Here is a 23,729-nt window from a genome sequence, read left to right on the forward strand (position 1 = left end):
GTCAACTCCGCTCCTGGCGGGGGAGCACCACCTCGCGCAGGATCAGTTGCAACGCGGCCACCGTGGGGATGGCGATCAGCGCGCCCACCACGCCCAGCAGCGCCACCCCAAGCAGCGCGGCCAGCAGGGCGGCGACCTCGTTGACCTCCACCGAACGCCGCATCACCTTCGGGTAGATGAGGTAGTTCTCGATCTGCTGGTAGATCAGGAAGAAGACCGCGCAGGCGATGCCGGTGGGCAGGTCGGCGGCGAAACCGACCAGGCTCACGATCACCGCGCCCAGGGTCGCGCCGATCTGCGGGATCAGGTCGGTCACCGCGACGACCACGGCCAGCGCGAACGGGTACGGCAGCCCGACGATCAGCGCGAAGACGAAGGTGGTCGCGCCGGCCAGCACGGCGATGCTCAGCGCGCCGACCATGTAGGCGCCGACCTTCGCCAGGATCTCGTCGCCGATCAGCTGCACCCGCTCCCGCCGCGACCGGGGCACCACCGAGTAGCCCAGCGAGCGCAGCCGGTTGAAGTAGGCCAGGAAGTAGATGGTCAGCACCAGCACGGTCAACGTCCGGAACACCGTGCCGAAGATCAGTTGGGCGCCCCCGAGCACCCCGCCGAGCGCCCGGCCGATGGTGGCCGCGTTGGCCGCGCCCTGCACCCGCTCCACCACGTCGTACCGCTCCACCAGGTCATTGACCGTCGGATTGCGGCGCAACTCGTCGAGCAGGCTCGGGATCTGGTCGATGAACTGCCCGGACTGCGTCACGATCGGCGGGACCAGCGCCACCACACCCCCGCAGAGCAGCAGCACCACGGTCAACGCCACCACCGTCACCGCCAGGCCGTGGGGCACACCCCAGGTGCGTAGCCGCACCACCGCCGGGTTGAGGCCCACCGCGAGGAAGAGCGCGATCACCACCAGCACGAGGATGCCGCCGGCATTGCGAATCCCCAGATAGAGGGTGTACGCCAGCAGCACGCCCAGCGCGCCCGTGAAGCCGACCAGGAAGCTGCTGCGTCGCAGTGGACGCCCCGGCGTGCCGAACTTCCCGGACGGCACGGCAGGCGGCTCCTCCGGGTCGATCCCCGGTGCCGGCACCGGCACGGGAGGCGGCGTCTCGTCCGGCGGCGGCGTCTCGACCGGCAGTGGCGTTTCCGCCGGCGGTGGCGTTTCCGCTCGCGGGGGACCTGGGGTCACGTCCGGGTCGTCGCCGGACGGGTCGTGCTGCGGCACCAGGGACCTCCCGGCTCAGGCGGTGGGATGGCGGGCGGCGGCCACGAACGCCCGCCACGCGGCTGTCGCGAACACCAGCACCGCGCCGGACGGGTCCTTGCTGTCCCGCACCCCCACCAGTCCGGGCAGATTGTCCGCCACCTCGACGCACTCACTGTTACCGCTGCGAGTGGAGGTGCGCCAAACCGCGCCGCTCAGGTGCATGAATTCACTGCTTCCTTCATCAGGTCAATCGAGTGCCGATGAGAGAGCGCTTCGTTTCTCACCGTCTCCCATCGTGAGAGCAGCGTAGCTACGTCACCATCTCGGTCAACCACGACGCCGGCAAGCTGGTTTTCGAGGTTGCCGACCCAGCCACCGTCGGCGCCGCGCGCAAGCGTGAAGGGTCCGGACATCCCGACGTGCACTCCAACCTCGGCGGGAATGACGTGCACGCTGACCGGCGGGCGTTGGGCGTAGGTGATCAACTGGGTGAGTTGCTCGACCATGAGCCCACGCATGTGCTCAGCGGTGTGCCGCAGCGCGTGTTCGTCCACGACCGCGATGAGCTGCGGTGGGTCGGGTTGCGTGAGGATGGACTGGCGGTCCAGGCGCGCTTGCACGCGGCGTTCGACCTCGTCGTCGCTGAGCAGATCGTCGCAGCGGATCACCGCGCGGGCGTAGTTCTCGGTCTGCAGCAGACCCGGGACGAGCGTGGGCTGGAAGCAGCGCAGTTGGCGGGCGGTCCGCTCGGCGTCCAACCAGGGCCGGAACCAGCTCGGCAGGCCGTCGCGCTCGGCGAGCTTGAGCAGGTGCACGAGCAAGCCTCCGGTGGTCAGGACCTCGTCGGCGCGGGCCAGGAAGAGCCGGTCCAGCGGCCGTTGGCCCAGCTCCAGCGCGGACACCATCGAGCCGGAGTAGTGCACCAGCCGACCGAACTCCTCCTGACTCATCCCGGCGGCGGTCCGCAGCCGGCGCAGTTGGGCGCGGATCATGTCGGCCGTCGGCGCGGCGTCGCCTTCCACAGTGCCTCCGCAGGTTGTTGGTGATCGCCACCGGTCGACCCGGCGGACCACGCCGTTACCCCAGTCACGCCGGCGGACACGACGATGCCTTCCGACCGTAGTGGTGTTCTCAGCAGACTGTCACGTACCCGGTCGCCGCTGTCGCCCCAACCGGCGGCGCGTCCGTTCTGAGTCAGTCGAGGAGGTATCGATGCCGCGTCTTCGCCGTTCCGGTCGGTCCGACCCCGTTCACCCGGTGCCGAGGTCGCCCGCCGGCTGCACGCCGTCGGGTTCCGGTCCACAGGAACGGGCCCGTACGTCCGGGCTGCCGCTGCCGCGGCTCGGGCCGTACCCCCTGTTTCCCCGAGCCTGCGGCGATCGGACGCCGCACACCCCGCTGCGGCCTCTGTGGTGCTGCCGGGCCGACGGCCGACCATGGCCCTGCGCGGACGCCCGGCTGCTGCTCAAGGCGGAGTTTGACGCGGACCCGGTGGCCCTGACCATCTACCTGGCCGGCCTCTACCATGAGGCGGCACACGACCTGTACCAGCTCAACCCCTACGACGGGCCGACGCCCCGGGAGTTGTTCGAACGGTTCGTCGCGTGGGGCCCGTTCCGCCGCCCGATCATCGACTAGAACCGGCCGACGCGCAGATCTTGGACAGTTTCCGTTCCTGTTGAACGGAAACTGTCCAAGATCTCGAAGCTCGGACGGGTGGGTGCCCGTCAGTCCTTCTCGATCGTGACCTTGCTGGGCTTGGCGCTGCGCTCGTCGGTGGTCGGCTTGCTGGGGCGCTTGCCGTTCTCACCGGTGCTGGTGATCTTCGTCGGCTTGGCGCCCCGGCCACCCTCGCCCGGAACGGCCGCCACGGTCGGTTCGCCGTCCACCCCGGCGCTGGCCGCGCCGCCGTCGACAGTGGTCACCGGCTCGGCCACCGGGCGGGTCGTGGACTGCCCGGCCTCGCCGCCCGCAGCGGCGTTCGCCGGCTCCCGGGCATCGTCGGGCTCGGCCTTGCGGCCGTTCGCCGTGCCGGCGGCGACCGGCGCACCGGCGTCGTCGGGCTCGCTCTTGAGACCGTTCGCCGTGCCGGCGGCGACCGGCGCACCGGCGTGGTCCGGCTCGATCGTGAGGTCGCTCGCCGTGCCGGCGGCGACGGGCGCACCGGCGTCATCGTCACCGATACCCGACCCGGTGGCGGCCTCGCCGCCCGCCGGCGTGGTCGCGGCCGTCGGGTCGGGGCGGTCGTCCGTGGCCGGTGCGGTCGGGCCGTCGATCGGGCCGGTGGTGCTGCGCAACCGCACCTCGGCCATCTGCCGCTCGAGCTCGTCGGACTCCTGCCGCGCCTTCCAGGTCTCCTGCCGCAGGTCGGCGAGCTGCTGCTGGGCCTGCGCGATCTCCAACATCACGTGGGCGAGCTGCTGCCGGCCGGCGGCGGCCTCCTGCTGCGTCGCCGCCAGGTGCTGCTGCGTGGTCGCCAGGTGCTGCTGGGTCGTGGCCGCGTACTCCTCGAACTGGCGGCGCGAGGCCGCGACGTGCTCGTCGGCCTTGCGGCGCTTGTCACCCGCCTCGGTCGCGGCGCGGCTCAACAGCTCGGCCGACTCCGTCTCGGCGCGCTGGCGCAGGGCCGACGCGTCCCGCTCGGCCGCCTGACGGATCGCATCGGCGCCCTGCTCGATCTCGTTCTTGCGGGCGGTGTACTCGGTCTCCAGCTCGTTCTTGCGGGCTGTGAACTCGGATTCCAGCTCGGCGCTGCGCGCAGCCCAACCCGACTCCAGCTCCTGCTGGCGGTTGGCGAACGTGGACTCCAGCTCCTGCTTGCGGGACTCGTGCTGCTTGTCCAGCTCGTCGCGCCGCTTGGCGAACTCCTGCTCGGCGGTGGACCGTCGCTGGGCCAGCTCGCGGTCGGCCGCCTCGCGCCGCGAGTTGACCTCCTGCTCCACGCCGGCTCGCCAGGCGCCCAGCTCCTGCTGGGTCTGCGCCCGGGACTGCTGCACGTACGCCTCGGTCTCGCTGCGCATCCGCTGCACGTACGCCTCGGTCTCGGACCGACTGCGCTTGGCCGACTCGGACGCCTGCGTGGTCAGCCGCTCGGCCTCCTGCTGGGCCTTGGCGCGGGTGGCCCGGCCGGCCATCGACGCGTCGTCGATGATCTGCTTGGCCTCCTGCTGGGCCTTGGCGTGGGTCGCCCGGCCCGCCTCGGTCGCCGTGTCGGTGAGCCGCTTGGCCTCCTGCTGGGCCTTGGCGTGCACCTCCTTGGCCGCCTCGCGCAGCTCGCCGGCCTCCTGCCGGGCGGTGGTCAGCGCCTCGCGGGCCGCCTCGCGCAGCTTGGTGGCCTCCTGCTGTGCCCGGGTGTGGATCTCCTTGGCGGTGTCCCGCAGGTGGGTGGCCTCCTGCTGGGCCTTGGCCAGCTCGTCCTGTGCGGTCTTGCGCAGCTTCGCCGACTCGTCCTTGGCCGACCGCAGGGTCGCGTCCGCCTCCGCGCGGCGGGAGGCGCTGTGCCGCTCCTCCTCCTGGCGCCGGGCGGCGAGAGCGATCTCGAAGTCCTTCAACGCCCGCGCGGCCTGCTCGCGGGCCTCCTCGATGATGTGCTCGGCGGTGGCGCGACGGGCGTCGATCTCCTCGTTGGCCGCCGACAGGATCTGCTCGGCCTGCTCCTCGGCGAGGGTGAGGATCGACTCGACGCGGGGACCCAGGTGCCGGAAGGAGGCCCGGTCCACCACGTTCATCTGCTTGCGGACCTGGGTCAGATCCCGTTGCAGCACCTCGACCTGGCCGGCGAGCTTGTGGATCTGTGTATAGGCCTGTTCCCGTTCGGCGGCGAGGGTCGCGATCTCGTGCTCGGCACGCGCGACGTACCGGTCAACCTGTTTCTTCTCGTACCCCCGCAGAGCGGACTCGAAGCTGGGCTCCGTGGTCACGTCCCCGCCGAGAGCGAACAGTTCCTCGCCGTGCGACATGCCCCCATCCTCACACGCATCGCCCCCTGCTGGGGCGATACGGACGCCCCTTGTGGGACCTACTTCACTCCGTGGCGAGGGCGCCACACCAAGGGTTGGGAAACGCACACGGCGCGAGGTCACACCGGTCACCCGGTGTCACCTCGCGCCGTCGATGCCCCGACCTGACGCCTCGCGTCAGCCGGCGGTCTCCGCGGTCACCCGCTCCTGCCCGCCGTCGGTCTTCTTCGCCTCCGGCTTGGCCGCCGGGGCAGCCGCCGCCGGCATGCCGGGCACGATGCCGGCGAGCCCGGAGAGCATCTGACCGAGCTGCGAGGTGACCGCGTCCTTCTGCCGGGTGAGGTCCTCGACCTCGCGGCGGGCGGCCTGCGTGGTCAGCTCGGCCTCGGTGCGCGCCTCGGTGAGCAGGCGCTGCGACTCGGCCTTGGCCTCGTTGAGCGTCTTCTCGGAGTGCGCCTTGGCCTTGTCGATGGTCTCGGCGGCGTTGCGCTCCGACTCGACCCGGCGGGCCTCGGCGCGCTGCTCGATCTCCTTGGCGCGCTCCTGCGCGGCCCGGGCGCGCTGCTCGGCCTCGCTGACCATCTTCTGGGTCTGCGCGACCTGGGCGGCGTGCCGCTCGGACTCCTCGCGCTCGGCCTTCTCGCGCCGCTCGGCCAGCTGCAGCTCCAGAGCCTGCAGGTCCTTGTCGCGCTTGTCCCGTGCGTCGGTGAGCAGCTTGGTGGCCTCGGCGCGCTTCTCCTCGGCCTCGCGGGCGGCCTTCGAGCGGTGCTGGGTGATCTCCCGCTCGGCGGTGGCCCGGAGGGTGGCCACCTCCCGCTCGACGGTGGACTTCAGCTCGGCCACCTCGTGCGCCGTCACCGTACGCAGCTGCTTGGTCTCGCGGTCGGCGTCGGCGCGCAGCGTGTCGGCCTCGCGGCGGGCCTGCACCCGGACCTCGGCGGCCTCGCGCTCGGCGGCGGTGCGCAGGTTGCCGGCCTCGCGCTCGGCGCTGGCCTTCATCGCGGCGGCCTCGGCGCGGGCCTTGTCCGTGATCTCCCGGGCCTCGAGGCGGGCGGCGGAGAGGATGCCCTCGGACTCGCGCTTGGCCTCGTTGCGGTGGTCGTTGGCCTGCTCCTCGGCGAGCCGGAGGATCTGTTCGACGCGGGTGCCGAGCCCGGAGAGGGTGGGCCGGCTGTTCTCTTCGAGCTGCTTGTTCGTGTCGGTGAGCTTCTGCTCCAGCGCACTCATGCGCTGCTCGGCCTGGCGGAGGCGACGCTGGGCGTCGTTCATCCGCTGCTCAGCCTCGGCACGGGCCTGCTCGGACTGGGTCAGCGCGGCGGTCATCCGGCCGATGAAGTCATCGACCTGGTGAGTGTTGTATCCGCGCAGGCCAACGGTGAAATCTGGCTGCGAGTTCGCGTTATCGAAGAACGCGAGAGGGGAGGACTGCTGCTGGGGCATTGGGACATACTGGCAGACGCCCCAGGGTGCTTCGCAAGAGCGGTGCGGAGCTTTCGTGTCCTCATTACATGGTCAACTGACCTGGCCGCCGAGGCCGGACCAATCGGCGATCTTGGCAGGTCCCGGGCGGGACGGGCGCCACGCAGCGTGACACGAAAAAGGGCCACGGGTGCGCCCCGTGGCCCTTTGTTCGATCCGGATGGGTTCCCGCTAATGGGGGTGGAAGAACAATGGCCGATCACCGCATTGGCCACCGGCTGCTCATCCGTCCGGCCGGTGGCCCGCTCAGTGCCCCCGGAACCGGTTGATCGCTTCCTCGTGCCGGGCCCGCAACTCCCCGTCACGGACGCCCAACCCGTCGGCGGGCGCGAGGCAGCGCACCCCGACCTTGCCCTGGTGCGCGTTGCGGTGGACCTCGTACGCGGCCTGACCGGTCTGCTCCAACGGGTAGGTACGCGACACCGTCGGGTGCACCTTGCCGAGCGCGACCAGGCGGTTGGCCTGCCACGCCTCGTGGTAGTTGGCGAAGTGGCTGCCCACGATCCGCTTCAGGTGCATCCACAGGTAGCGGTTGTCGTACTGGTGCTGGAACCCGCTGGTGGACGCGCAGGTGACGATGGTGCCGCCACGGCGGGCCACGTAGACGCTCGCGCCGAACGTCTCCCGTCCCGGGTGCTCGAAGACGATGTCCGGGTCTTCGCCCCCGGTCAGCTCGCGGATCCGCTCGCCGAAGCGCCGCCACTCGTCCTGGTCCTGGGTCTGCTCGTCCTTCCAGAACCGGAAGCCCTCGGCTGCCCGGTCGATGACCAGCTCCGCGCCCATCCGGCGGCACAGCTCGGCCTTCTCCGGCGAGGAGACCACGCAGACCGGGATCGCGCCCCCGTTGAGGGCCATCTGGGTGGCGTACCCACCGAGGCCGCCGGAGGCACCCCAGATCAGCACCACGTCACCCTGCTTCATGTTGGCGCCGTGGTGTGAGACGAGCTGCCGGTACGCGGTGGAGTTGACCAGCCCGGGGCTGGCCGCCTCCTCCCAGCTCAGGTGCCGCGGCTTGGGCATCAGCTGGTTGGCCTTGACCACGGCCAGCTCGGCTAGGCCGCCGAAGTTCGTCTCGAAGCCCCAGATCCGCTGCTGCGGGTCGAGCATGGTGTCGTCGTGGCCGGCGGCGTCCTCCAGCTCGACGGAGAGGCAGTGCGCGACGACCTCGTCGCCGGCCGCCCACCGGGTCACCCCCGGGCCGGTACGCAGCACCACGCCGGCCGCGTCCGAGCCGACCACGTGGTACGGCAGGTCGTGCCGGCGGGTCAGCTCGGAGACCCGGCCGTAGCGCTGGAGGAACTTGAAGGTGGACACCGGCTCGAAGATGCTGGTCCACACCGTGTTGTAGTTGATCGCGCTGGCCATCACCGCGATGAGCGCCTCGCCCGGCGCCAGCTCCGGCGTCGGCACCTCCTGCACGTGCAGCGCCTTGCGAGGGTCCTTGTCCCGGGTGGCCATGCCGTCGAACATCCGGGCCTCCTCGGCGCGGACGACCACGCCTCGGTAACTCTCCGGCACGGGCAGTCCGGCGACGCCCGCCAGCTCGCGGTCCGGATCGTTCGATTCCTCCGCCGCCATGATCGCTTCGAGGATGTCCTGCACGGTGACCTCCGGTTCGTCCCCGCACCCGCACGGGCCGGGTGCTGCCATCGTCGGGGCCGATGGACACGACCACCATGTCGGCATTCGACACATCCGGCCCCGGTCGCGCTCCTGTGGGCCGGGACGTTACTGAACGGTAGCTAGGGCGGGAAGTCCTCTGTGAAAAACTGCATCCACCAATGCGTGAAGGTGCCCGGCCGCCCCGCCAACCACGCACAGACGTGCGCGCCCACCCCCCTGCCCCACCCACGACCCACTCCCTGACCCACCGGGGATGGGCGGGGGGGTCAGTGGGCCGGGGATGGGCGGGGGTCAGTGGGCCGGGGTGGGCGGGTCGGTGGGCGGGTCAGTGGGTGGGGGCGGGTTCCACGAGTTCGATCAGGACGCCGCCGGCGTCCTTGGGGTGCACGAAGTTGATCCGGCTGTCGGCGGTGCCGCGGCGCGGGGCGTCGTAGAGCAGTCGTACGCCCCGCTCGCGCAGCGCCGCGCAGGCCACGTCGATGTCCGCCACGGTGTACGCGACCTGCTGCACGCCCGGCCCGTTGCGGTTGAGGAACTTCGCGATCGTCGACTCCGGGGTGAGCGGGGCCAGCAGTTGCACGCAGCCGCCCTCGGCGGTCGGCCCGACGGTCAGCATCGCTTCCCGTACGCCCTGCTCGGCGTTGGTCTCGGTGTGTACGCAGCGCATCCCGAAGGTCCGCTGGTAGAAGTCGATCGCGGCATCCAGGTCGGCGACGGCGATGCCGACGTGGTCAATCTTGCGAAGCCCGATGTCTGTGACGTAGTCCGCACCGGGCTCGACGGGGGAGTTCTCAGCCATGGCGCTAGTCTGGCCGAACAATCGTTAAGGCGTACAGCTCGGCACCCCCCTCGGAGGCAGGCATGGCTTCGGTGATCGTCAGCGGCGCGCGGACCCCGATGGGGCGGCTGCTGGGCAACCTCAAGGACCTCCCGGCCACCAAGCTCGGCGGAATCGCCATCAAGGCGGCCCTGGAGCGGGCCGGCGTCAGCCCGGACCAGGTCCAGTACGTGATCATGGGCCAGGTGCTCCAGGCGGGCGCCGGGCAGATCCCGGCCCGGCAGGCGGCGGTCGAGGCCGGCGTGCCGATGTCGGTGCCGGCGCTGACCATCAACAAGGTCTGCCTTTCCGGCCTGGACGCGATCGCCCTGGCCGACCAGCTCATCCGGGCCGGCGAGTTCGACATCGTGGTGGCCGGCGGCATGGAGTCGATGACCAACGCCCCGCACCTGCTGATGGGCCAGCGCACCGGTTACAAGTACGGCGACGTGGTGGTCAAGGACCACATGGCGCACGACGGGCTCAGCGACGCCTGGGACTGCTGCTCCATGGGCGAGTCGACCGAGCGGCTCGGCACGAAGCACGGCATCTCCCGCGAGGAGCAGGACGCCTTCGCCGCGGCCAGCCACCAGCGGGCCGCCGCCGCGCAGAAGAACGGCCACTTCGCCGAGGAGATCACCCCGGTGCTGATCCCGCAGCGCAAGGGTGACCCGCTGGTCATCAGCGACGACGAGGGCATCCGCCCGGACACCACCGTCGAGTCGCTGGCCAAGCTGCGTCCCGCCTTCGCCAAGGACGGCACGATCACCGCCGGCAGTTCCTCGCCGATCTCCGACGGCGCCGCCGCCGTGGTCGTCATGAGCAAGGCCAAGGCCAACGAGCTGGGCCTGACCTGGCTGGCCGAGATCGGCGCGCACGGCAACGTGGCCGGCCCGGACAACTCCCTGCACTCGCAGCCGTCCAACGCGATCAACCACGCCCTGAAGAAGGGCGGCCTGAGCGTCGAGGACCTGGATCTCATCGAGATCAACGAGGCGTTCGCGCAGGTCGGCATCCAGTCCACCCGCGATCTCGGCATCAGCCCCGACAAGGTCAACGTCAACGGCGGCGCGATCGCGCTGGGCCACCCGATCGGCATGTCCGGTGCGCGTCTCGTCCTCACCCTCGCCCTGGAGCTGAAGCGGCGCGGCGGCGGCACCGGCGCGGCCGCTCTCTGCGGCGGCGGCGGCCAGGGCGACGCGCTGATCATCCACGTGCCGGGAAGCGCAGCGGCTGCACAGTGAGCGATGCGATCGAGGGCGTCCCGGCGGCGGCCACCACGTCCGTGCGCCGCAGCCGGGACGTGCCGCTGCTGGTCGAGCGGGCCCGCACCGGTGACCCCCGTGCGGTGGCCCGCCTGATCACCCTGGTGGAGAACGGCGACACCCTGCTGCCGGCGATCGCCGCCGCGTTGGCGCCGTACGCCGGGCAGGCCCAGGTCGTCGGGCTCACCGGCTCGCCGGGGGTGGGCAAGTCCACCACCACCAACGAGCTGGTCCGCGCGCTGCGGGCACGTGGGCACCGGGTCGGCGTGCTGGCGGTCGACCCGTCCAGCCCGTTCACCGGCGGGGCGATCCTCGGCGACCGGGTGCGTATGCAGGACCACGCCACCGATCCGGGCGTCTACATCCGGTCGATGTCCAGCCGGGGGCACCTCGGCGGGCTGGCGGCGGCGACACCGCAGGCGGTCCGCGTGCTGGAGGGCGCCGGCTGTGACGTGGTGCTGGTGGAGACCGTCGGCGTCGGGCAGGCCGAGGTGGAGGTCGCCTCGCTGGCCGACACCACGCTCGTGCTGCTCGCCCCCGGCATGGGGGACGCGATCCAGGCGGTCAAGGCCGGCATCCTGGAGATCGCCGACGTGTTCGTGGTCAACAAGGCCGACCGGGACGGCGTCGACGCCACCGTCCGCGACATCCAGGGCATGATCGCCCTGGGTGAGCGCGGCCCGGGCCAGTGGCGGCCCCAGGTGGTCCGGTCGGTCGCGGCCCGGGGCGAGGGCATCGACGACATCGCCGCCGCCATCGACAAGCACCGGGGCTGGCTGGTCGAGCACGGCGAGCTGCGCCGCCGCCAGGAGGCGCGGGCCGCCGCCGAGATCGAGGCCATCGCGCTCGGCGCCCTCCGCGCCAGGATCGGCTCACTGCGCGACGGTACGGAGCTGAGCACGCTCGCCGCCACGGTGGCCGAGGGTGGTCTCGACCCGTACGCGGCGGCGGACACCCTGCTCGCCCAGCTCGCCCGGTGACCGTCCACGCCGGACAGCCCTGCGCTGCCCGACCCTTGTAGGCTCGCACCGCCCCACGGCGGTGGGGTCGGCGTGAGGAGCAGGGGGAGTGGGCATGGATCACGAGGCGACCCAGGAGCTGAGCGCGACGACGGCGCCGGCCGGCGGCACGACGCAGGTCGCCGACGAGGTGATCGAGAAGATCGCCGTCGCGGCGGCTCGCGCGGTGCCCGGGGTTGCCGAGCTGGGCGGCGACGTCGCCCGGTTCTTCAACTCCGTCCTCGACCGGGTCGGGCTGGACCAGGTGGGCGACGCCCGGCGGGGCTGCTCGGCACACGTGACCGGCGACGCCGCCGTGGTCAACCTGGTGCTGGTGATCGAGGCCGGTCAGCCGGTGCCGGAGATCACCGGGCAGGTGCGGGCCCGGGTCACCGAGGCCGTCGAGGCGTACGGGCTGCGGGTCGACGAGGTCAACATCCGGGTGGACGACGTGGCGATGGGCGCTTCCGCCGCTCCCACGCTCTGACCTGGTTACTCGTCGGTACGAGCTTACTTAGCGATCGTTCAGGCCAGGGCTCTACACTCGACGTGCAGTCGAGGAACCGAGGAGGAGCCCTGCGCATGGACGCCGACGAGATCGACGCCGGACGGGCACGCTGGCAGGCCCGGTACGACTCCGCGCGCAAGCGGGACGCCGACTTCACCACGCTCTCCGGGATGCCGGTGGAGCCGGTCTACGGGCCGCCGGAGGGCAGCGCGTACCCGGGCTTCGAGCGGATCGGCTGGCCGGGCGAGTACCCGTACACCCGGGGTCTTCATCCGACCGGCTACCGCGGGCGGACCTGGACGATCCGGCAGTTCGCCGGCTTCGGCAACGCCCAGCAGACCAACGAGCGGTACAAGATGATCCTCGGCGCCGGCGGTGGCGGCCTGTCGGTCGCGTTCGACATGCCGACGCTGATGGGCCGCGACTCGGACGACCCGCAGGCGCTCGGCGAGGTCGGCCACTGCGGCGTCGCCATCGACACCGCCACCGACATGCAGGCGCTCTTCGACGGCATCGACCTGGCCGACGTCACCACCTCGATGACCATCTCCGGCCCGGCCGTGCCGGTGTTCTGCATGTACCTGGTGGCCGCCGAGCGGCAGGGCGCCGACCTGTCCAAGCTGGACGGCACGCTGCAGACCGACATCTTCAAGGAGTACATCGCGCAGAAGGAGTGGCTCTTCGACCCCGAGCCGCACCTGCGCCTGATCGGCGACCTGATGGAGTACTGCGCGGCGGAGATCCCGCGCTACAAGCCGCTGTCGGTCTCCGGCTACCACATCCGCGAGGCCGGCTCGACCGCCGCGCAGGAGCTGGCGTACACCCTGGCCGACGGTTTCGGCTACGTGGAGCTGGGCCTCTCGCGCGGCCTGGACGTGAACGTCTTCGCGCCGGGGCTGAGCTTCTTCTTCGACTCGCACCTCGACTTTTTCGAGGAGATCGCCAAGTTCCGCGCCGCCCGCCGGATCTGGGCCCGCTGGCTGCGCGACGTCTACGGCGCGACCAGCGAGAAGGCCCTCTGGCTGCGGTTCCACACACAGACCGCCGGGGTCTCGCTGACCGCCCAGCAGCCGGTCAACAACGTCGTACGCACCGCCGTCGAGGCGCTCGCGGCGGTGCTCGGCGGAACGAACTCGCTGCACACCAACGCGCTGGACGAGACCCTGGCGCTGCCCACCGACGAGTCCGCCGAGATCGCCCTGCGTACCCAGCAGGTGCTGATGGAGGAGACCGGGGTGGTCAACGTGGCCGACCCGCTCGGCGGCTCCTGGTACGTCGAGGCGCTGACCGACAAGATCGAGGCCGAGGCGGAGGAGATCTTCGCCCGGATCCGGCAGCTCGGCGGCGACGCGCCGCACCAGATCGGCCCGATGACCTCCGGCATCCTGCGCGGTATCGAGGACGGCTGGTTCACCGGGCACATCGCCGAGTCGGCATTCGTCTACCAGCAGGCCCTGGAGAAGGGCGACAAGAAGATCGTCGGGGTCAACTGCCACACCGGCACGGTCGCCAAGGAGCTGGAGATCCTGCGCATCTCGCACGAGGTGGAGCTGGAGCAGCGCCGGGTGCTCGCCGAGCGCAAGGCCGGACGCGACGACGCCGCGGTCAAGGCCGCGGTCGCCCGCATGGTCGAGGCCAGCCGCACCGACGAGAACATGATCCCCGCCATGCTCGACGCGGTCCGCGCCGAAGCGACCCTGGGCGAGATCTGCGACGCCCTCCGGGCCGAGTGGGGCACCTACCGCGAACCCGCCCGTTTCTGACCCATACCACCACCCCCGTCGATCGCGCGGTCGCTGCCGGACGGACGCCCCGTCTCGGCGGCGGAACTGCCCGATCGCCGGGGGTGGAATGGGGCGTGAGAGTCGCAACGTCGCAGTTGTGGGTGAGCCGGGATTCCGGGCTCGCGTGCGAGACTAGGTAACCATGAGCGACCCACGGATCACCTCGTCGATCTTCACCCGCGGCGCGGTCGACCTCAGCACGCTGCGCGGCCCCGCACCAGCCAGTACCCGCCCCGGCACACCCCCGCAGGGCGGCCCGTCCGCCGGCGTGCCCGGCGCGCAGACCGCCGGCGGCAACGCCGCCATCGTCGACGTCACCGAGGCGACCATCCAGGCCGATGTGCTCGAACGGTCGATGGCCATGCCCGTCATCGTCTTCTTCGGTGCGGCCGGCTTCCCGGAGAGCGACGAGTTCGCCCCGGTGCTGGAGCGGCTGGCCGCCGAGAGCGGTGGCACCTGGGTGCTCGCCCGGGTCGACGTGCAGGAAAACCCGCGGATCGCCCAGATGTTCCGGGTCCAGGGCATCCCCATGGTCTACGCGGTCGTCGGCGGCCAGCCGATCGACGCCTTCTCCGGTGTGGTGCCCGAGGCCCAACTTCGCCAGTGGATCCAGGCGGTGCTCAAGGCCGGTGGCGTGGCCGTCGCCGAACCGGAGGACCCGCGCCTCGACGAGGCGGACGACGCGCTCATGAGCGGCGACCTGGACGCGGCCGAGCAGGCGTACCGCAAGATCCTCGCCGACGCCCCGGCGGACGCCGCGGCCACGGCGGGCCTGGCCCAGGTCGGCGTGGCCCGCCGGGTGGCCGGCGCCGACCCGGCCACCGCGCTCGCCGCCGCCGAGAGCGCCCCCGACGACGTCGCGGCCCAACTGCTGGCCGCCGACATCGAGGTGCTCAGCGGCCTGGCCGAGCAGGCGTACGCCCGGCTCGTCGGCCTGGTCCGACGGACCGCCGGTGAGGACCGCGAGACGGTCCGCCAGCACCTGGTGTCGCTGTTCTCCATTGCCGGCCCGGACGACCCGGCGGTCGCCTCGGCCCGACGGGCCCTGGCCAGCGCCCTGTTCTGAGTTCGCCGCACGGATCGTGAGTTCGTAGTACGCCAGCGCGGGCCGGCGTTTCGCCGGCCCGCCCGACCACCGAGGACGGGAGCTCATGATGCGCCGGATCGCCGTCCTCGACGCGCCGACAAATCTCGGCCTGCGACCGCCGACGTCCACCTCCGTGCCGGGCTGCGCCAAGGCGCCCGGCGCGTTGCGCGACCACGACCTGCTGGCCCGGCTGCGGGCCCGGGACGCCGGCTGCGTCACCCCACCCCGGTACGACCCCGGCGACTGGCGGCCCGGTGACGGCGTGTGCCACGCCCGGGAGATCGCCGACTACTCCCTCGCCCTCGCCGAGCGGGTCGGCTCGATCATCGACCGGGGCGAGTTCCCGGTGGTGCTGGGCGGTGACTGCTCCGTGCTGCTCGGCTCCGCGCTGGCCATGCACCGCCTCGGTGAGGCGGTCGGCGGGCGGATCGGGCTGGTCTTCGTCGACGGGCACTCCGACTTCCGGCACCCCGGCAACGCCTCCTACGTCGGCGCGGCCGCCGGGGAGGACCTGGCCCTCGTCACCGGGCGCGGGCAGGCCGACCTGGCCGCGCTGGAGGGCCGTCGACCCTACTTCCGCGACATCGACGTGGTGGTGCTCGGCATCCGGGCGCAGGACGAGTACCGCCTCGACCTCCAGGCCGCGGGCATCACCACCCGACCGGTGCCGGCGCTGCGCGCCGAGGGCGCCGCCCGGACGGCCCAGTGGGCGCACGAGCAGCTCGCCGACTGCGCGGGCTACTGGGTGCACATCGACGTCGACGTGCTCGACCCGGCGGTGATGCCGGCCGTGGACGCCCCCGACCCGGGTGGCATCGCCTTCGCCGAGCTGGAGATCCTGCTCGCCGGCCTGGTCGACACCCCACACTGCCTCGGCGTCGAGTTGACCGTCTTCGACCCCGACTACGACCCGGACGGCTCGTACGCCGCCGAGATCGTCAACACCGTGGTCGCCGGCCTGGCCCCGGTCACCGCCCCGGAGGCGGTGCCACCCCGACTGCTGTCGCCCCGGCCCACGCCCTCCCCGCGGCGTGGCAACGGCCGGGCCGCGACCGCCAGCGAGCGGCTCGCCGGGCGTGATGGGCTCGATCGTGCCGCGCGCCTCGCCGGGCGCGACGGCCCCGATCGGGTTGACGAGCGCGGCGGCGACGACCTTTCCGATGGCGACGCCTCCGGCAGTCAGCCCCCGGGCGTCGGGTCTGCCGGCGTCGGTCCCTCCGGCGTCCGTTCGTCGATCGGCGCGGTGGCTGACGGTGCGGTGGCTGACGGCGTCGCGCCGGCGGTGGCGCCACCCGGCGCGGGCGGGCGGGCCCCAGCCGAGCCATCCGGCCTCGCGGCCCAGATCGCGGCCACGGTCGAGCGCGAACCGGTCGGTCCGCCCGCGTCGGCCGGCCCGGGTCTGCTCCGACGACCCTCCCCGCCGACGGAGACCCCGCCGGAGAGGCACGAAGCCGACTCCGCCTGATCCGGTCCCGGCCCACCTCGCCGCGATCCACCCCGGAATCAGCGAAACCGGGGTGTCCGGATGGCCTGGACACCCCGGTTTCCGCAGAACCGGGTGGATCACCGCTGGGCGCGGGTGGCGACCAGCGGCGTGCGGCGGGTCAGGTGGCGGGCAGGGCCCGGAGGAAGCGCTCGGCGATCGGGACGGCTGAGGCGGTGCTGGCCCCGCCCTTCTCCACGAACACGGCGAACGCGACGTCACCCCGCCAGCCGACGAACCAGGCGTGCGTGTGGGCCGGGTTGTCGTCGTACTCGGCGGTGCCGGTCTTGCCGTACACCTCGCCGCCCGGAACGTCCTTGAGCGCGCTCCCGGTGCCGGCGGTGACCACCTCGCGCATCATCGTCCGCAGCGCCGCGACGGACTCGGGCTTCAGCTGCTCGCCGGGCGGGGCCGGCTTGGCCGGCGCCGGGTCGACCAGCAGCTTCGGCTGCTCAAAGCGGCCCCGGGCGACGGCCGCGGTGGCGCCGGCCATGGCCAGGGGGCTGACCAGCGTGGTGCCCTGGCCGAACGACGCGGCGGCCTGCTCGGCCAGGCTGCCGCCGGTCGACACCTTGCCGGTGAAGGCGTCCGTGCCGAGATCCCACTGCCCCTCCAGGCCCAGCGAGCGGCCGGCGGCGGCCAGCCCGTCACCGCCGAGCTTCGGGGCCAACGAGGCGAAAGCCGTGTTGCAGGACTTGGCGAAGTCGGTGCGGAACGGCACCGAGCCCAACTCGAAGTTGTCCGAGTTCTTGAAGGACCGGCCATCGACGGTGAAGGTCTTCTTGCACTCCACCGGCCCGTCCAGGGTGACCGCGCCCCGGTCCAGCAGACCCAGCGCACTGACCATCTTGAACGTGGAGCCCGGCGGCACCTGGGCGGTGAAGGCCAGGTTCTCGCCGGCCGGCCCGGGACCGTTGGCGGCGGCGAGCACCGCGCCGTCCTTGATGCGTACCGCCACCAGGGCGGCTCGGCGCGGCTCCGCGCGCAGGGCTGCGTCGGCCGCGTTCTGGGTGGCCACGTCCAGGGTGGTCTTCAGCGCCTGACCGGGCTGCGGCTCCCGGTGGAACAGCTCGGTGCCGGTGGCTGCCAGCTTGCCGTCCTCGGCGGGCCGCTCGACGACGACCGTCAGACCGGGGGCGCCGCGCAGCCGCTCGTCGTAGCGACCCTGCAACCCGCCGTGCCCGACCAGGTCGCCGGTGACGTACCGGTCCGGGTGGGCGGCGAGGTCGTCGGCCTGCGCCGGGTCGACCGAGCCGAGCAGCGCGCGGGCGAACTCCCGGGTCGGCGCCAGGTCGAGCTTGTCGGAGACGAACTTGGTGCCGGGCAGGTCGTAGATCCGCGGCTTGATCTGCCGGTACGCGTCCTCGCGCAGGGTCACCACCTCGACGAGCGCGCCCGGGTCGGCCTCGGCCACCCGCTTCGGCAGGTCGGCCAGGTCGACGGCGGGCACCAGGGCCGGACGGATCGCCTTGAAGGCCGCGTCGAGATCCTTGACCAGCTTCTTGATGTCGGTGACCTGGTTCGGTTGCACACCCACCCGCACCACCGGGCGGGGCGCCACGATCGGCTTGCCGGCCGCGTCCAGCAGGCCCGCCCGGGGGCCGGTGTCGCGGCGCAGCCCCAGCCGGTCGCCCTTGGTGAGCTGCTCGTGGATCACCCGCGGCTCCCACATCACCTGCCACTGGTCGTCGTCGCCCTGGACGAGCCGCAGCTCCCGGTCGTACGTCCAGTGGGTCTGGCCCGGCAGGGGCCAGTCGACCCGGATCGTCGTGGTCGCGATGTTCTTGGTGATCTTCGGTTCGCCCTGCCGGGTCAGGGTGGGCGGGGTGGCCGCCAACTCGCCGGACAGCTCCTTGATCTCCTTGGCCACCTCGGCCGCCGGCACCTTGGCGCCGGTCGTGTCGACCATCGCGACCGCCTGCAGATCGCCACTGCGCCAGCCGGCGAGGAAGGCGTCGGCGCTGCGCTCCGGCCCGTCGTCGCCGGAGCACGCCGCCAGGACGCCAGCGGTGAGCAGGGTCGCAATGAGCGCGGCGACCCGTCGGGCGCGATTCGGCCGGTGGGGCCGGGGGTAGGACAAGGTCATGAAGCGGTCCTTCCGGTCTCGGGCTGCCCTGCACGGTAGTACGCGAAGGGTGTCCCCAACGTCCCGTGTGGCGCTCGACGTGCGGAAAGACGGGCCGGGCCGGTGTGATGAACATCGCGGGGCGGGGTATCCCGCAACCGGCCAACCTCGGACCCGCAACGGGTGAAAGGACAAAGTCCGGATCCGGACGTCCGGCCAGTGGTCCGCCGACCAAGGCGCGAAACGGCAGGCCTACGCTGGGCGGCAGAGTGACCCACAACGCGGTGGGTCGAGGGGAGTGGCACCGATGGACCGGCGTCCGGCGATCAAACCGGAACCCGACCTCCGGCAGGATGACTCCGGCCGGGACGACGACAGCTTCGATTCGGCGACCGACGGGGACGGCTACGGCCGGCTCGACACGGGCGTCACGGGGCTGACCGGGTCGAGCATCGACACCATCTACGATCTGGGCCTGCCGACCGAGGCGTTGGCCGACGACGTGGAGGATGCCGAGCTCGACGAACCGGTCCCCAACGCGGAGCGCCTGGTGGCCCAGGCTGTCGCGCTCGCCGGGGACGACCACGACGCGGCGACCCTGGTCGGTCGCTTCTGGCGGTTCGCCCCGGACGAGGAGCTGGTCGGCTTCACGGCGGAGGAGATGCTCGACGCGGCCCGGGCGCACCGGGACCTGGCCCAGCAGCGGGTGCCCGGCGAGTTGAAGCTGCGGATCCACGAGCCGCACGCCGACCAGCACCACACCGTTGTCGAGATCGTCACCGACGACATGCCGTTCCTGGTCGACTCGGTGACCGCGCTGCTCAACTCGTACCACCTGGACGTGCACCTGCTGGTGCACCCGCTGGTGGTGGTCCGGCGCGAGCCGCTGGGCCGGCTCACCGAGGTCTCGGCGGACGTGGAGCCGGACGACGCGATCGCCGGCGACATCATCGAGAGCTGGATGCGGATCGAGATCGACCCGGTCCGGGACGCCGCCGAACGCGACCGGCTGCGCCGTGAGCTGCAACGGGTGCTCACCGACGTGCGGGAGGCCGTGGAGGACTGGCCGAAGATGCGTCAGCGTGCGCTCGCGCTCGCCGACGAGCTGGCCTCGGCCCGCACCTCGGACAACCGTCCGCCGGTGCCGGAGAAGGACATCACCGACTCGGTGGAGCTGCTGCGCTGGCTGGCGCACGACCACTTCACGTTCCTCGGCTACCGCGAGTACCGCCTGGTGGACGCCCCGGACGGGAACCCCGCCGACCAGGTGGACGGCAAGGCACTGGAGGCGGTGCTCGGCACCGGCCTGGGCATCCTGCGCTCGGACTCCCCGGAGGCCCGGTCGCTGTCGTCGATGACGCACGAGGCACACGAGAAGGTGCTGGAGAAGCGCCTGCTCATCATCACCAAGGCCAACTCGCGGGCCACCGTGCACCGCTCGGCGTACCTGGACTACATCGGGTTCAAGATCTTCAACTCCGAGGGCGAGGTCATCGGGGAGCGGCGCTTTTTGGGCCTGTTCTCCACCGCGGCATACCGGACCAGCGTCCGGGAGCTGCCGGTGGTGCGTCGTAAGGTCGCGGAGGTGCTCGACCGCTCCGGCCTGAGCCGGCGCAGCCACTCCGGCAAGGATCTGCTGCAGATCCTGGAGACCTACCCGCGCGACGAGCTGTTCCAGATCAAGACCGACGACCTGTACCACGCGGTGATCGGCGTGCTGCGGATGGCGGGCCGCCGGCAGCTGCGGGTGTTCCTGCGCCGCGACGCGTACGGGCGGTTCATCTCCTGCCTGATCTACCTTCCCCGGGATCGGTTCACCACCCAGAACCGGCTGCGCATGCAGGACATCCTGCTGCGTGAGCTGAACGGCGTCGGGGTGGATTACACGACCCGGGTCACCGAGTCGATGCTGGCTCGGGTGCACTTCATCGTCCGTACCGACCCGACCCGGCCGCCCGGCGACATCGACGCCGACCTGCTGGCCGAGGAGCTGGCCGACGCCACCCGACTCTGGGACGACGACTACCGGCTGGTGCTGGAACGCAAGCTCGGCGACGAGCAGGCCAAGCACCTGTTCACCCGGTACGCCGACGCGTTCCCGGAGGGCTACAAGGACGGGCACACGCCGTACGAGGCGATGAAGGACCTGGCGAAGCTGGAGCTGCTGGAGGAGCCCGGCCAGCTGGAGATGCACCTGTTCCGCAAGCAGTTGGCACCTCGGCCCGGCACCCGGATGCCGGGGGCCGACCTGGCCGAGACGATGGACGTCCGGTTCAAGGTCTACCGGTACGGCGAGCCGATGATGCTCTCCGCCGTGCTCCCGGTGCTGCACTCGCTCGGCGTCCGCGTGGTCGACGAGCACCCGTACGAGGTGGACCGGATCGACGGTCGGGTCTACCTGTACGACTTCGGCCTCAGGCTGCCCGAGGGGCACCACGAGCTGTCCGAGGTACGCCCACACGTGGAGAACGCGTTCGCGGCGGCGTGGCGCGGCGAGGCCGAGGTGGACCGGTTCAACGAGTTGGTGCTGCGCGCCGGGCTGACCTGGCGGCAGGTGGTGGTGCTGCGGGCGTACGCGAAGTACCTGCGGCAGGCCGGCACGGTCTTCTCGCAGGACTACATGGAGCAGACCTTCATCGCGTACCCGAAGCTCGCCACCCTGTTGGTGGAGCTGTTCGAGACGCGGTTCGCGCCGGGCGAGCTGACCGCCGAGCAGCGGCAGCAGCGCAGCGGCGAGTTGGTGGAGACGATCCGAGGCGCGCTGGACGACGTGGCGAGCCTCGACCAGGACCGGATCCTGCGCTCGTACCTCACGCTGATCGAGGCGACGCTGCGGACCAGCTTCTACCAGAAGCCGGTCGGCGGGCGGCCGAAGGCGTACGTGGCGTTCAAGCTCGACCCGCAGGCCATCCCGGACCTGCCGGCGCCCCGGCCGAAGTTCGAGATCTTCGTCTACTCGCCGCGGTTCGAGGGCGTGCACCTGCGGTTCGGGCCGGTGGCCCGGGGCGGGTTGCGCTGGTCCGACCGTCGGGAGGACTTCCGCACCGAGGTGCTGGGCCTGGTCAAGGCGCAGATGGTGAAGAACACCGTGATCGTGCCGGTGGGTGCCAAGGGCGGCTTCGTGCTGAAGCAGAAGCCGGGCGACCGGGACGAGGCGGTCGCCTGCTACCAGGAGTTCGTCGGCGCGATGCTGGACGTCACCGACAACATCGTCAGCGGGCAGATCGTGCCGCCCGAGGACGTGGTCCGGCACGACGGCGACGACCCGTACCTCGTGGTGGCGGCCGACAAGGGGACGGCGACGTTCTCCGACATCGCCAACGAGATCTCCCTGGCGCACAACTTCTGGCTGGGCGACGCGTTCGCCTCCGGCGGTTCCGCCGGCTACGACCACAAGAAGATGGGCATCACCGCCCGGGGGGCGTGGGAGTCGGTCAAGCGGCACTTCCGCGAGCTGGGCCTGGACACCCAGACCCAGGACTTCACAGTCGTCGGCGTCGGCGACATGTCCGGGGACGTCTTCGGCAACGGGATGCTGCTCTCCGAGCACATCCGGCTGGTGGCCGCGTTCGACCACCGGCACATCTTCCTCGACCCCGATCCGGACGCGGCCACCTCGTACGCGGAGCGTCGTCGACTGTTCGACCTGCCCCGCTCGTCGTGGGAGGACTACAACCCTGAGCTGATCTCGGCCGGGGGCGGCATCGTCCCGCGTACCGCGAAGTCGATTCCGATCACGCCGCAGGTCCGGGCGGCGATCGGCCTCGACGACGACGTCACCCAGCTCTCGCCGCAGGAGCTGATGAAGGCGATCGTCACCGCTCCGGTGGACCTGTTCTGGAACGGCGGCATCGGCACGTACGTCAAGGCGTCCACCCAGACCAACGCGGAGGTGGGCGACAAGTCCAACGACGCGATCCGGGTGGACGGGCGCAGCCTGCGCTGCCGGGTGGCGGGCGAGGGCGGCAACCTGGGCTGGACCCAGCTCGGCCGGATCGAGTACGCGTTGACCGGTGGCCGGATCTACACCGACTTCATCGACAACGCGGCCGGCGTGGACACCTCCGACCACGAGGTGAACATCAAGATCCTGCTGAACACGGCGGTGGCCGACGGGGAGTTGACCACGGCCGAGCGGGACGAGCTGCTGGCCGGGATGACCGACGAGGTCGCGGAGCTGGTGCTGCGGGACAACTACGACCAGGCTCGGGCGATCAACAACGCCCAGGCCCAGGCCGCCTCGCTGCTTCCGGTGCACCGCCGGATGATCAACGAGCTGGAGCGGTCGGGCGGGTTGGACCGGGCGCTGGAGGCGTTGCCTCCGGACGAGGAGCTGGCGGTCCGCAGCGAGTCCGGACTGACCGCGCCGGAGTTCGCGGTGCTGCTCGCGTACGTGAAGATCGTCCTGGAACGGGAGATCCTCACCGAGGGGTTGGCCGACGAGGAGTGGACGACCGAGGTCCTGGTCAACTACTTCCCGACGCCGATGCGCGAGCGGTTCGCCGACCGGATGGGCCGGCACCGGCTGCGTCGGGACATCGTCACCACAGTGCTGGTCAACGAGGCGATCAACCGGGGCGGCATCTCGTTCGTCTTCCGGGTCGTCGAGGAGACCGCGGCCAGCGCGGCGGACGTGATCCGGGCGTACGTGGTGGTCAGCGAGGTGTTCGGCCTGCGGAACCTGTGGGACGCGGTGGAGGCGCTGGACAACAAGGTCGCGCCCGAGTTGCAGACCAGTGTCTACCTGGACACCCGCCGGCTGCTCGACCGGGCGGTGCGCTGGCTGGTCACCAACCGGCGCTCGCCGATCGACGTGCCGACCGAGATCTCCCGGCTGCGCGACGGGGTGGCCCGGCTCCTGCCGGGGCTGGAGGAGCTGTTCTACGGCGGCGAGCGGCAGGCCATCGAGGCGCACATCGACTCGATGACCGACCGTGGGCTGCCCCGCGAGCTGGCGGAGCAGGCGACCCGGCTGATGTACAGCTTCGGCCTGCTGGACGTCGTGGAGACCGCGACCCGCAGCGGACGGGACGTCAGCGAGGTGGCCTCGGTCTACTTCGTGCTCTCCGACCTGTTCCGGGTGGACTCGCTGCTGTCGAAGATCTCCCTGCTGCCGCGCGAGGACCGCTGGCAGACCCTCGCGCGGATGGCGCTGCGCTACGACCTGTACGCCGCGCTGGCCGCGCTCACGGCGGAGGTGCTCGACTCCACCCCGGAGGATCAGCCGCCGCACGAGCGGGTGCAGCAGTGGGAGCAGTCGAACGCCACGTCGATCCACCGGGCCCGCCGGGCGATGGGGGAGTTCGACGAGTCGCGGGCGGATCTCGCAGCCCTGTCCGTGCTGCTGCGCCAGATCCGCACCCTGGTGCGGACCTCCGCCGCGGCCTGATTCGGTACGCCGGACGCGGTCCGGCCGATCGGGTGACCCCGACCGGCCGGGCCGCGTCC

15 protein-coding genes and 1 pseudogene are annotated in these 23,729 nt (G+C 71.7%); 8 read left to right on the forward strand and 8 right to left on the reverse strand.

Going from position 1 to position 23,729, the window contains the following annotated elements; translation table 11 throughout:
• Window position 1: 1 nt before the first annotated feature.
• The 3 genes from ACFYPR_RS04740 to ACFYPR_RS04750 form a co-directional block, all read right to left on the reverse strand.
• Window positions 2–1,096, reverse strand: a complete 1,095-nt coding sequence (locus tag ACFYPR_RS04740) for an AI-2E family transporter (RefSeq protein ID WP_354857011.1) — start codon at window positions 1,094–1,096, stop codon at window positions 2–4.
• A gap of 150 nt (window positions 1,097–1,246) precedes the next feature.
• On the reverse strand, window positions 1,247–1,435 hold the full coding sequence (locus tag ACFYPR_RS04745) for a DUF397 domain-containing protein (protein ID WP_354856950.1): 189 nt from the start codon (window positions 1,433–1,435) through the stop codon (window positions 1,247–1,249).
• Window positions 1,426–2,205 carry a helix-turn-helix transcriptional regulator gene (locus ACFYPR_RS04750; protein WP_387258698.1) on the reverse strand — a complete coding sequence of 260 codons (780 nt, stop codon included), beginning with the start codon at window positions 2,203–2,205 and terminating at the stop codon, window positions 1,426–1,428. Before ACFYPR_RS04750 ends, ACFYPR_RS04745 begins: the two co-directional genes overlap by 10 nt.
• 334 nt (window positions 2,206–2,539) lie before the next feature.
• Here ACFYPR_RS04750 and ACFYPR_RS04755 point away from each other — a divergent pair, with 334 nt between their 5' ends.
• A complete protein-coding gene (locus ACFYPR_RS04755) occupies window positions 2,540–2,851 on the forward strand; it encodes a hypothetical protein (protein ID WP_363941481.1) in 312 nt (103 codons plus the stop codon).
• Window positions 2,852–2,940: 89 nt separating this feature from the next.
• On the opposite strand, the gene ACFYPR_RS04760 is transcribed toward ACFYPR_RS04755, so the two are convergent.
• The 4 genes from ACFYPR_RS04760 to mce all read right to left on the reverse strand — a co-directional run bounded on the left by ACFYPR_RS04760 (window position 2,941) and on the right by mce (window position 9,073).
• The gene (locus tag ACFYPR_RS04760; RefSeq protein WP_387258594.1) at window positions 2,941–5,172 is read right to left on the reverse strand and encodes a hypothetical protein; all 2,232 of its coding nucleotides are present in this window, start codon (window positions 5,170–5,172) and stop codon (window positions 2,941–2,943) included.
• Window positions 5,173–5,349: 177 nt separating this feature from the next.
• Window positions 5,350–6,612, reverse strand: a complete 1,263-nt coding sequence (locus ACFYPR_RS04765) for a cell division protein DivIVA (protein WP_354856954.1) — start codon at window positions 6,610–6,612, stop codon at window positions 5,350–5,352.
• A 285-nt stretch (window positions 6,613–6,897) separates the two neighbouring features.
• Window positions 6,898–8,253 (reverse strand): crotonyl-CoA carboxylase/reductase, encoded by a 1,356-nt coding sequence (gene ccrA / locus ACFYPR_RS04770; protein ID WP_354856955.1) that lies wholly within the window; start codon window positions 8,251–8,253, stop codon window positions 6,898–6,900.
• A gap of 346 nt (window positions 8,254–8,599) precedes the next feature.
• Complete coding sequence (gene mce, locus ACFYPR_RS04775) at window positions 8,600–9,073, reverse strand: methylmalonyl-CoA epimerase (RefSeq protein WP_387258596.1); 474 nt, start codon at window positions 9,071–9,073, stop codon at window positions 8,600–8,602.
• Window positions 9,074–9,135: 62 nt separating this feature from the next.
• Between mce and ACFYPR_RS04780 the strand changes: the two genes are divergently transcribed.
• From ACFYPR_RS04780 to ACFYPR_RS04805, 6 genes and pseudogenes are all read left to right on the forward strand, one after another.
• Window positions 9,136–10,335, forward strand: coding sequence for an acetyl-CoA C-acetyltransferase (locus ACFYPR_RS04780; RefSeq protein WP_354856959.1), 1,200 nt, complete (start codon window positions 9,136–9,138; stop codon window positions 10,333–10,335).
• Window positions 10,332–11,336 (forward strand): methylmalonyl Co-A mutase-associated GTPase MeaB, encoded by a 1,005-nt coding sequence (meaB, locus tag ACFYPR_RS04785; RefSeq protein ID WP_354856960.1) that lies wholly within the window; start codon window positions 10,332–10,334, stop codon window positions 11,334–11,336. Before ACFYPR_RS04780 ends, meaB begins: the two co-directional genes overlap by 4 nt.
• 94 nt (window positions 11,337–11,430) lie before the next feature.
• A complete protein-coding gene (locus tag ACFYPR_RS04790) occupies window positions 11,431–11,841 on the forward strand; it encodes an Asp23/Gls24 family envelope stress response protein (RefSeq protein WP_355066050.1) in 411 nt (136 codons plus the stop codon).
• A gap of 95 nt (window positions 11,842–11,936) precedes the next feature.
• Window positions 11,937–13,625, forward strand: coding sequence for a methylmalonyl-CoA mutase family protein (locus tag ACFYPR_RS04795; protein WP_355066052.1), 1,689 nt, complete (start codon window positions 11,937–11,939; stop codon window positions 13,623–13,625).
• A gap of 163 nt (window positions 13,626–13,788) precedes the next feature.
• Window positions 13,789–14,712, forward strand: a complete 924-nt coding sequence (locus ACFYPR_RS04800; protein ID WP_354856966.1) for a tetratricopeptide repeat protein — start codon at window positions 13,789–13,791, stop codon at window positions 14,710–14,712.
• A gap of 85 nt (window positions 14,713–14,797) precedes the next feature.
• A pseudogene (locus ACFYPR_RS04805) lies at window positions 14,798–15,764 on the forward strand (arginase family protein); the annotation flags it as partial.
• A 573-nt stretch (window positions 15,765–16,337) separates the two neighbouring features.
• On the opposite strand, the gene ACFYPR_RS04810 reads toward ACFYPR_RS04805, so the two are convergent.
• A complete protein-coding gene (locus tag ACFYPR_RS04810) occupies window positions 16,338–18,302 on the reverse strand; it encodes a penicillin-binding transpeptidase domain-containing protein (protein WP_387258598.1) in 1,965 nt (654 codons plus the stop codon).
• Between the two features lie 286 nt (window positions 18,303–18,588).
• On the opposite strand from ACFYPR_RS04810, the gene ACFYPR_RS04815 reads away from it, so the two are divergent.
• Window positions 18,589–23,670, forward strand: a complete 5,082-nt coding sequence (locus tag ACFYPR_RS04815; protein WP_354856971.1) for an NAD-glutamate dehydrogenase — start codon at window positions 18,589–18,591, stop codon at window positions 23,668–23,670.
• Window positions 23,671–23,729 lie beyond the last annotated feature (59 nt).

It is taken from the genome of Micromonospora sp. NPDC005254 (assembly GCF_042872525.1).
GTDB lineage: Bacteria > Actinomycetota > Actinomycetes > Mycobacteriales > Micromonosporaceae > Micromonospora.

Bases quoted from the DNA above. Each gene is read 5' to 3' on its own strand.
- ACFYPR_RS04745 (WP_354856950.1), bottom strand. From the start codon at position 1,435: ATGCACCTGAGCGGCGCGGTTTGGCGCACCTCCACTCGCAGCGGTAAC.
- ACFYPR_RS04750 (WP_387258698.1), bottom strand. From the start codon at position 2,205: ATGATCCGCGCCCAACTGCGCCGGCTGCGGACCGCCGCCGGGATGAGT.
- ACFYPR_RS04760 (WP_387258594.1), bottom strand. From the start codon at position 5,172: ATGTCGCACGGCGAGGAACTGTTCGCTCTCGGCGGGGACGTGACCACG.
- ACFYPR_RS04765 (WP_354856954.1), bottom strand. From the start codon at position 6,612: ATGCCCCAGCAGCAGTCCTCCCCTCTCGCGTTCTTCGATAACGCGAAC.
- mce (WP_387258596.1), bottom strand. From the start codon at position 9,073: ATGGCTGAGAACTCCCCCGTCGAGCCCGGTGCGGACTACGTCACAGAC.
- ACFYPR_RS04780 (WP_354856959.1), top strand. From the start codon at position 9,136: ATGGCTTCGGTGATCGTCAGCGGCGCGCGGACCCCGATGGGGCGGCTG.
- ACFYPR_RS04790 (WP_355066050.1), top strand. From the start codon at position 11,431: ATGGATCACGAGGCGACCCAGGAGCTGAGCGCGACGACGGCGCCGGCC.
- ACFYPR_RS04795 (WP_355066052.1), top strand. From the start codon at position 11,937: ATGGACGCCGACGAGATCGACGCCGGACGGGCACGCTGGCAGGCCCGG.
- ACFYPR_RS04800 (WP_354856966.1), top strand. From the start codon at position 13,789: ATGAGCGACCCACGGATCACCTCGTCGATCTTCACCCGCGGCGCGGTC.
- ACFYPR_RS04810 (WP_387258598.1), bottom strand. From the start codon at position 18,302: ATGACCTTGTCCTACCCCCGGCCCCACCGGCCGAATCGCGCCCGACGG.
- ACFYPR_RS04815 (WP_354856971.1), top strand. From the start codon at position 18,589: ATGGACCGGCGTCCGGCGATCAAACCGGAACCCGACCTCCGGCAGGAT.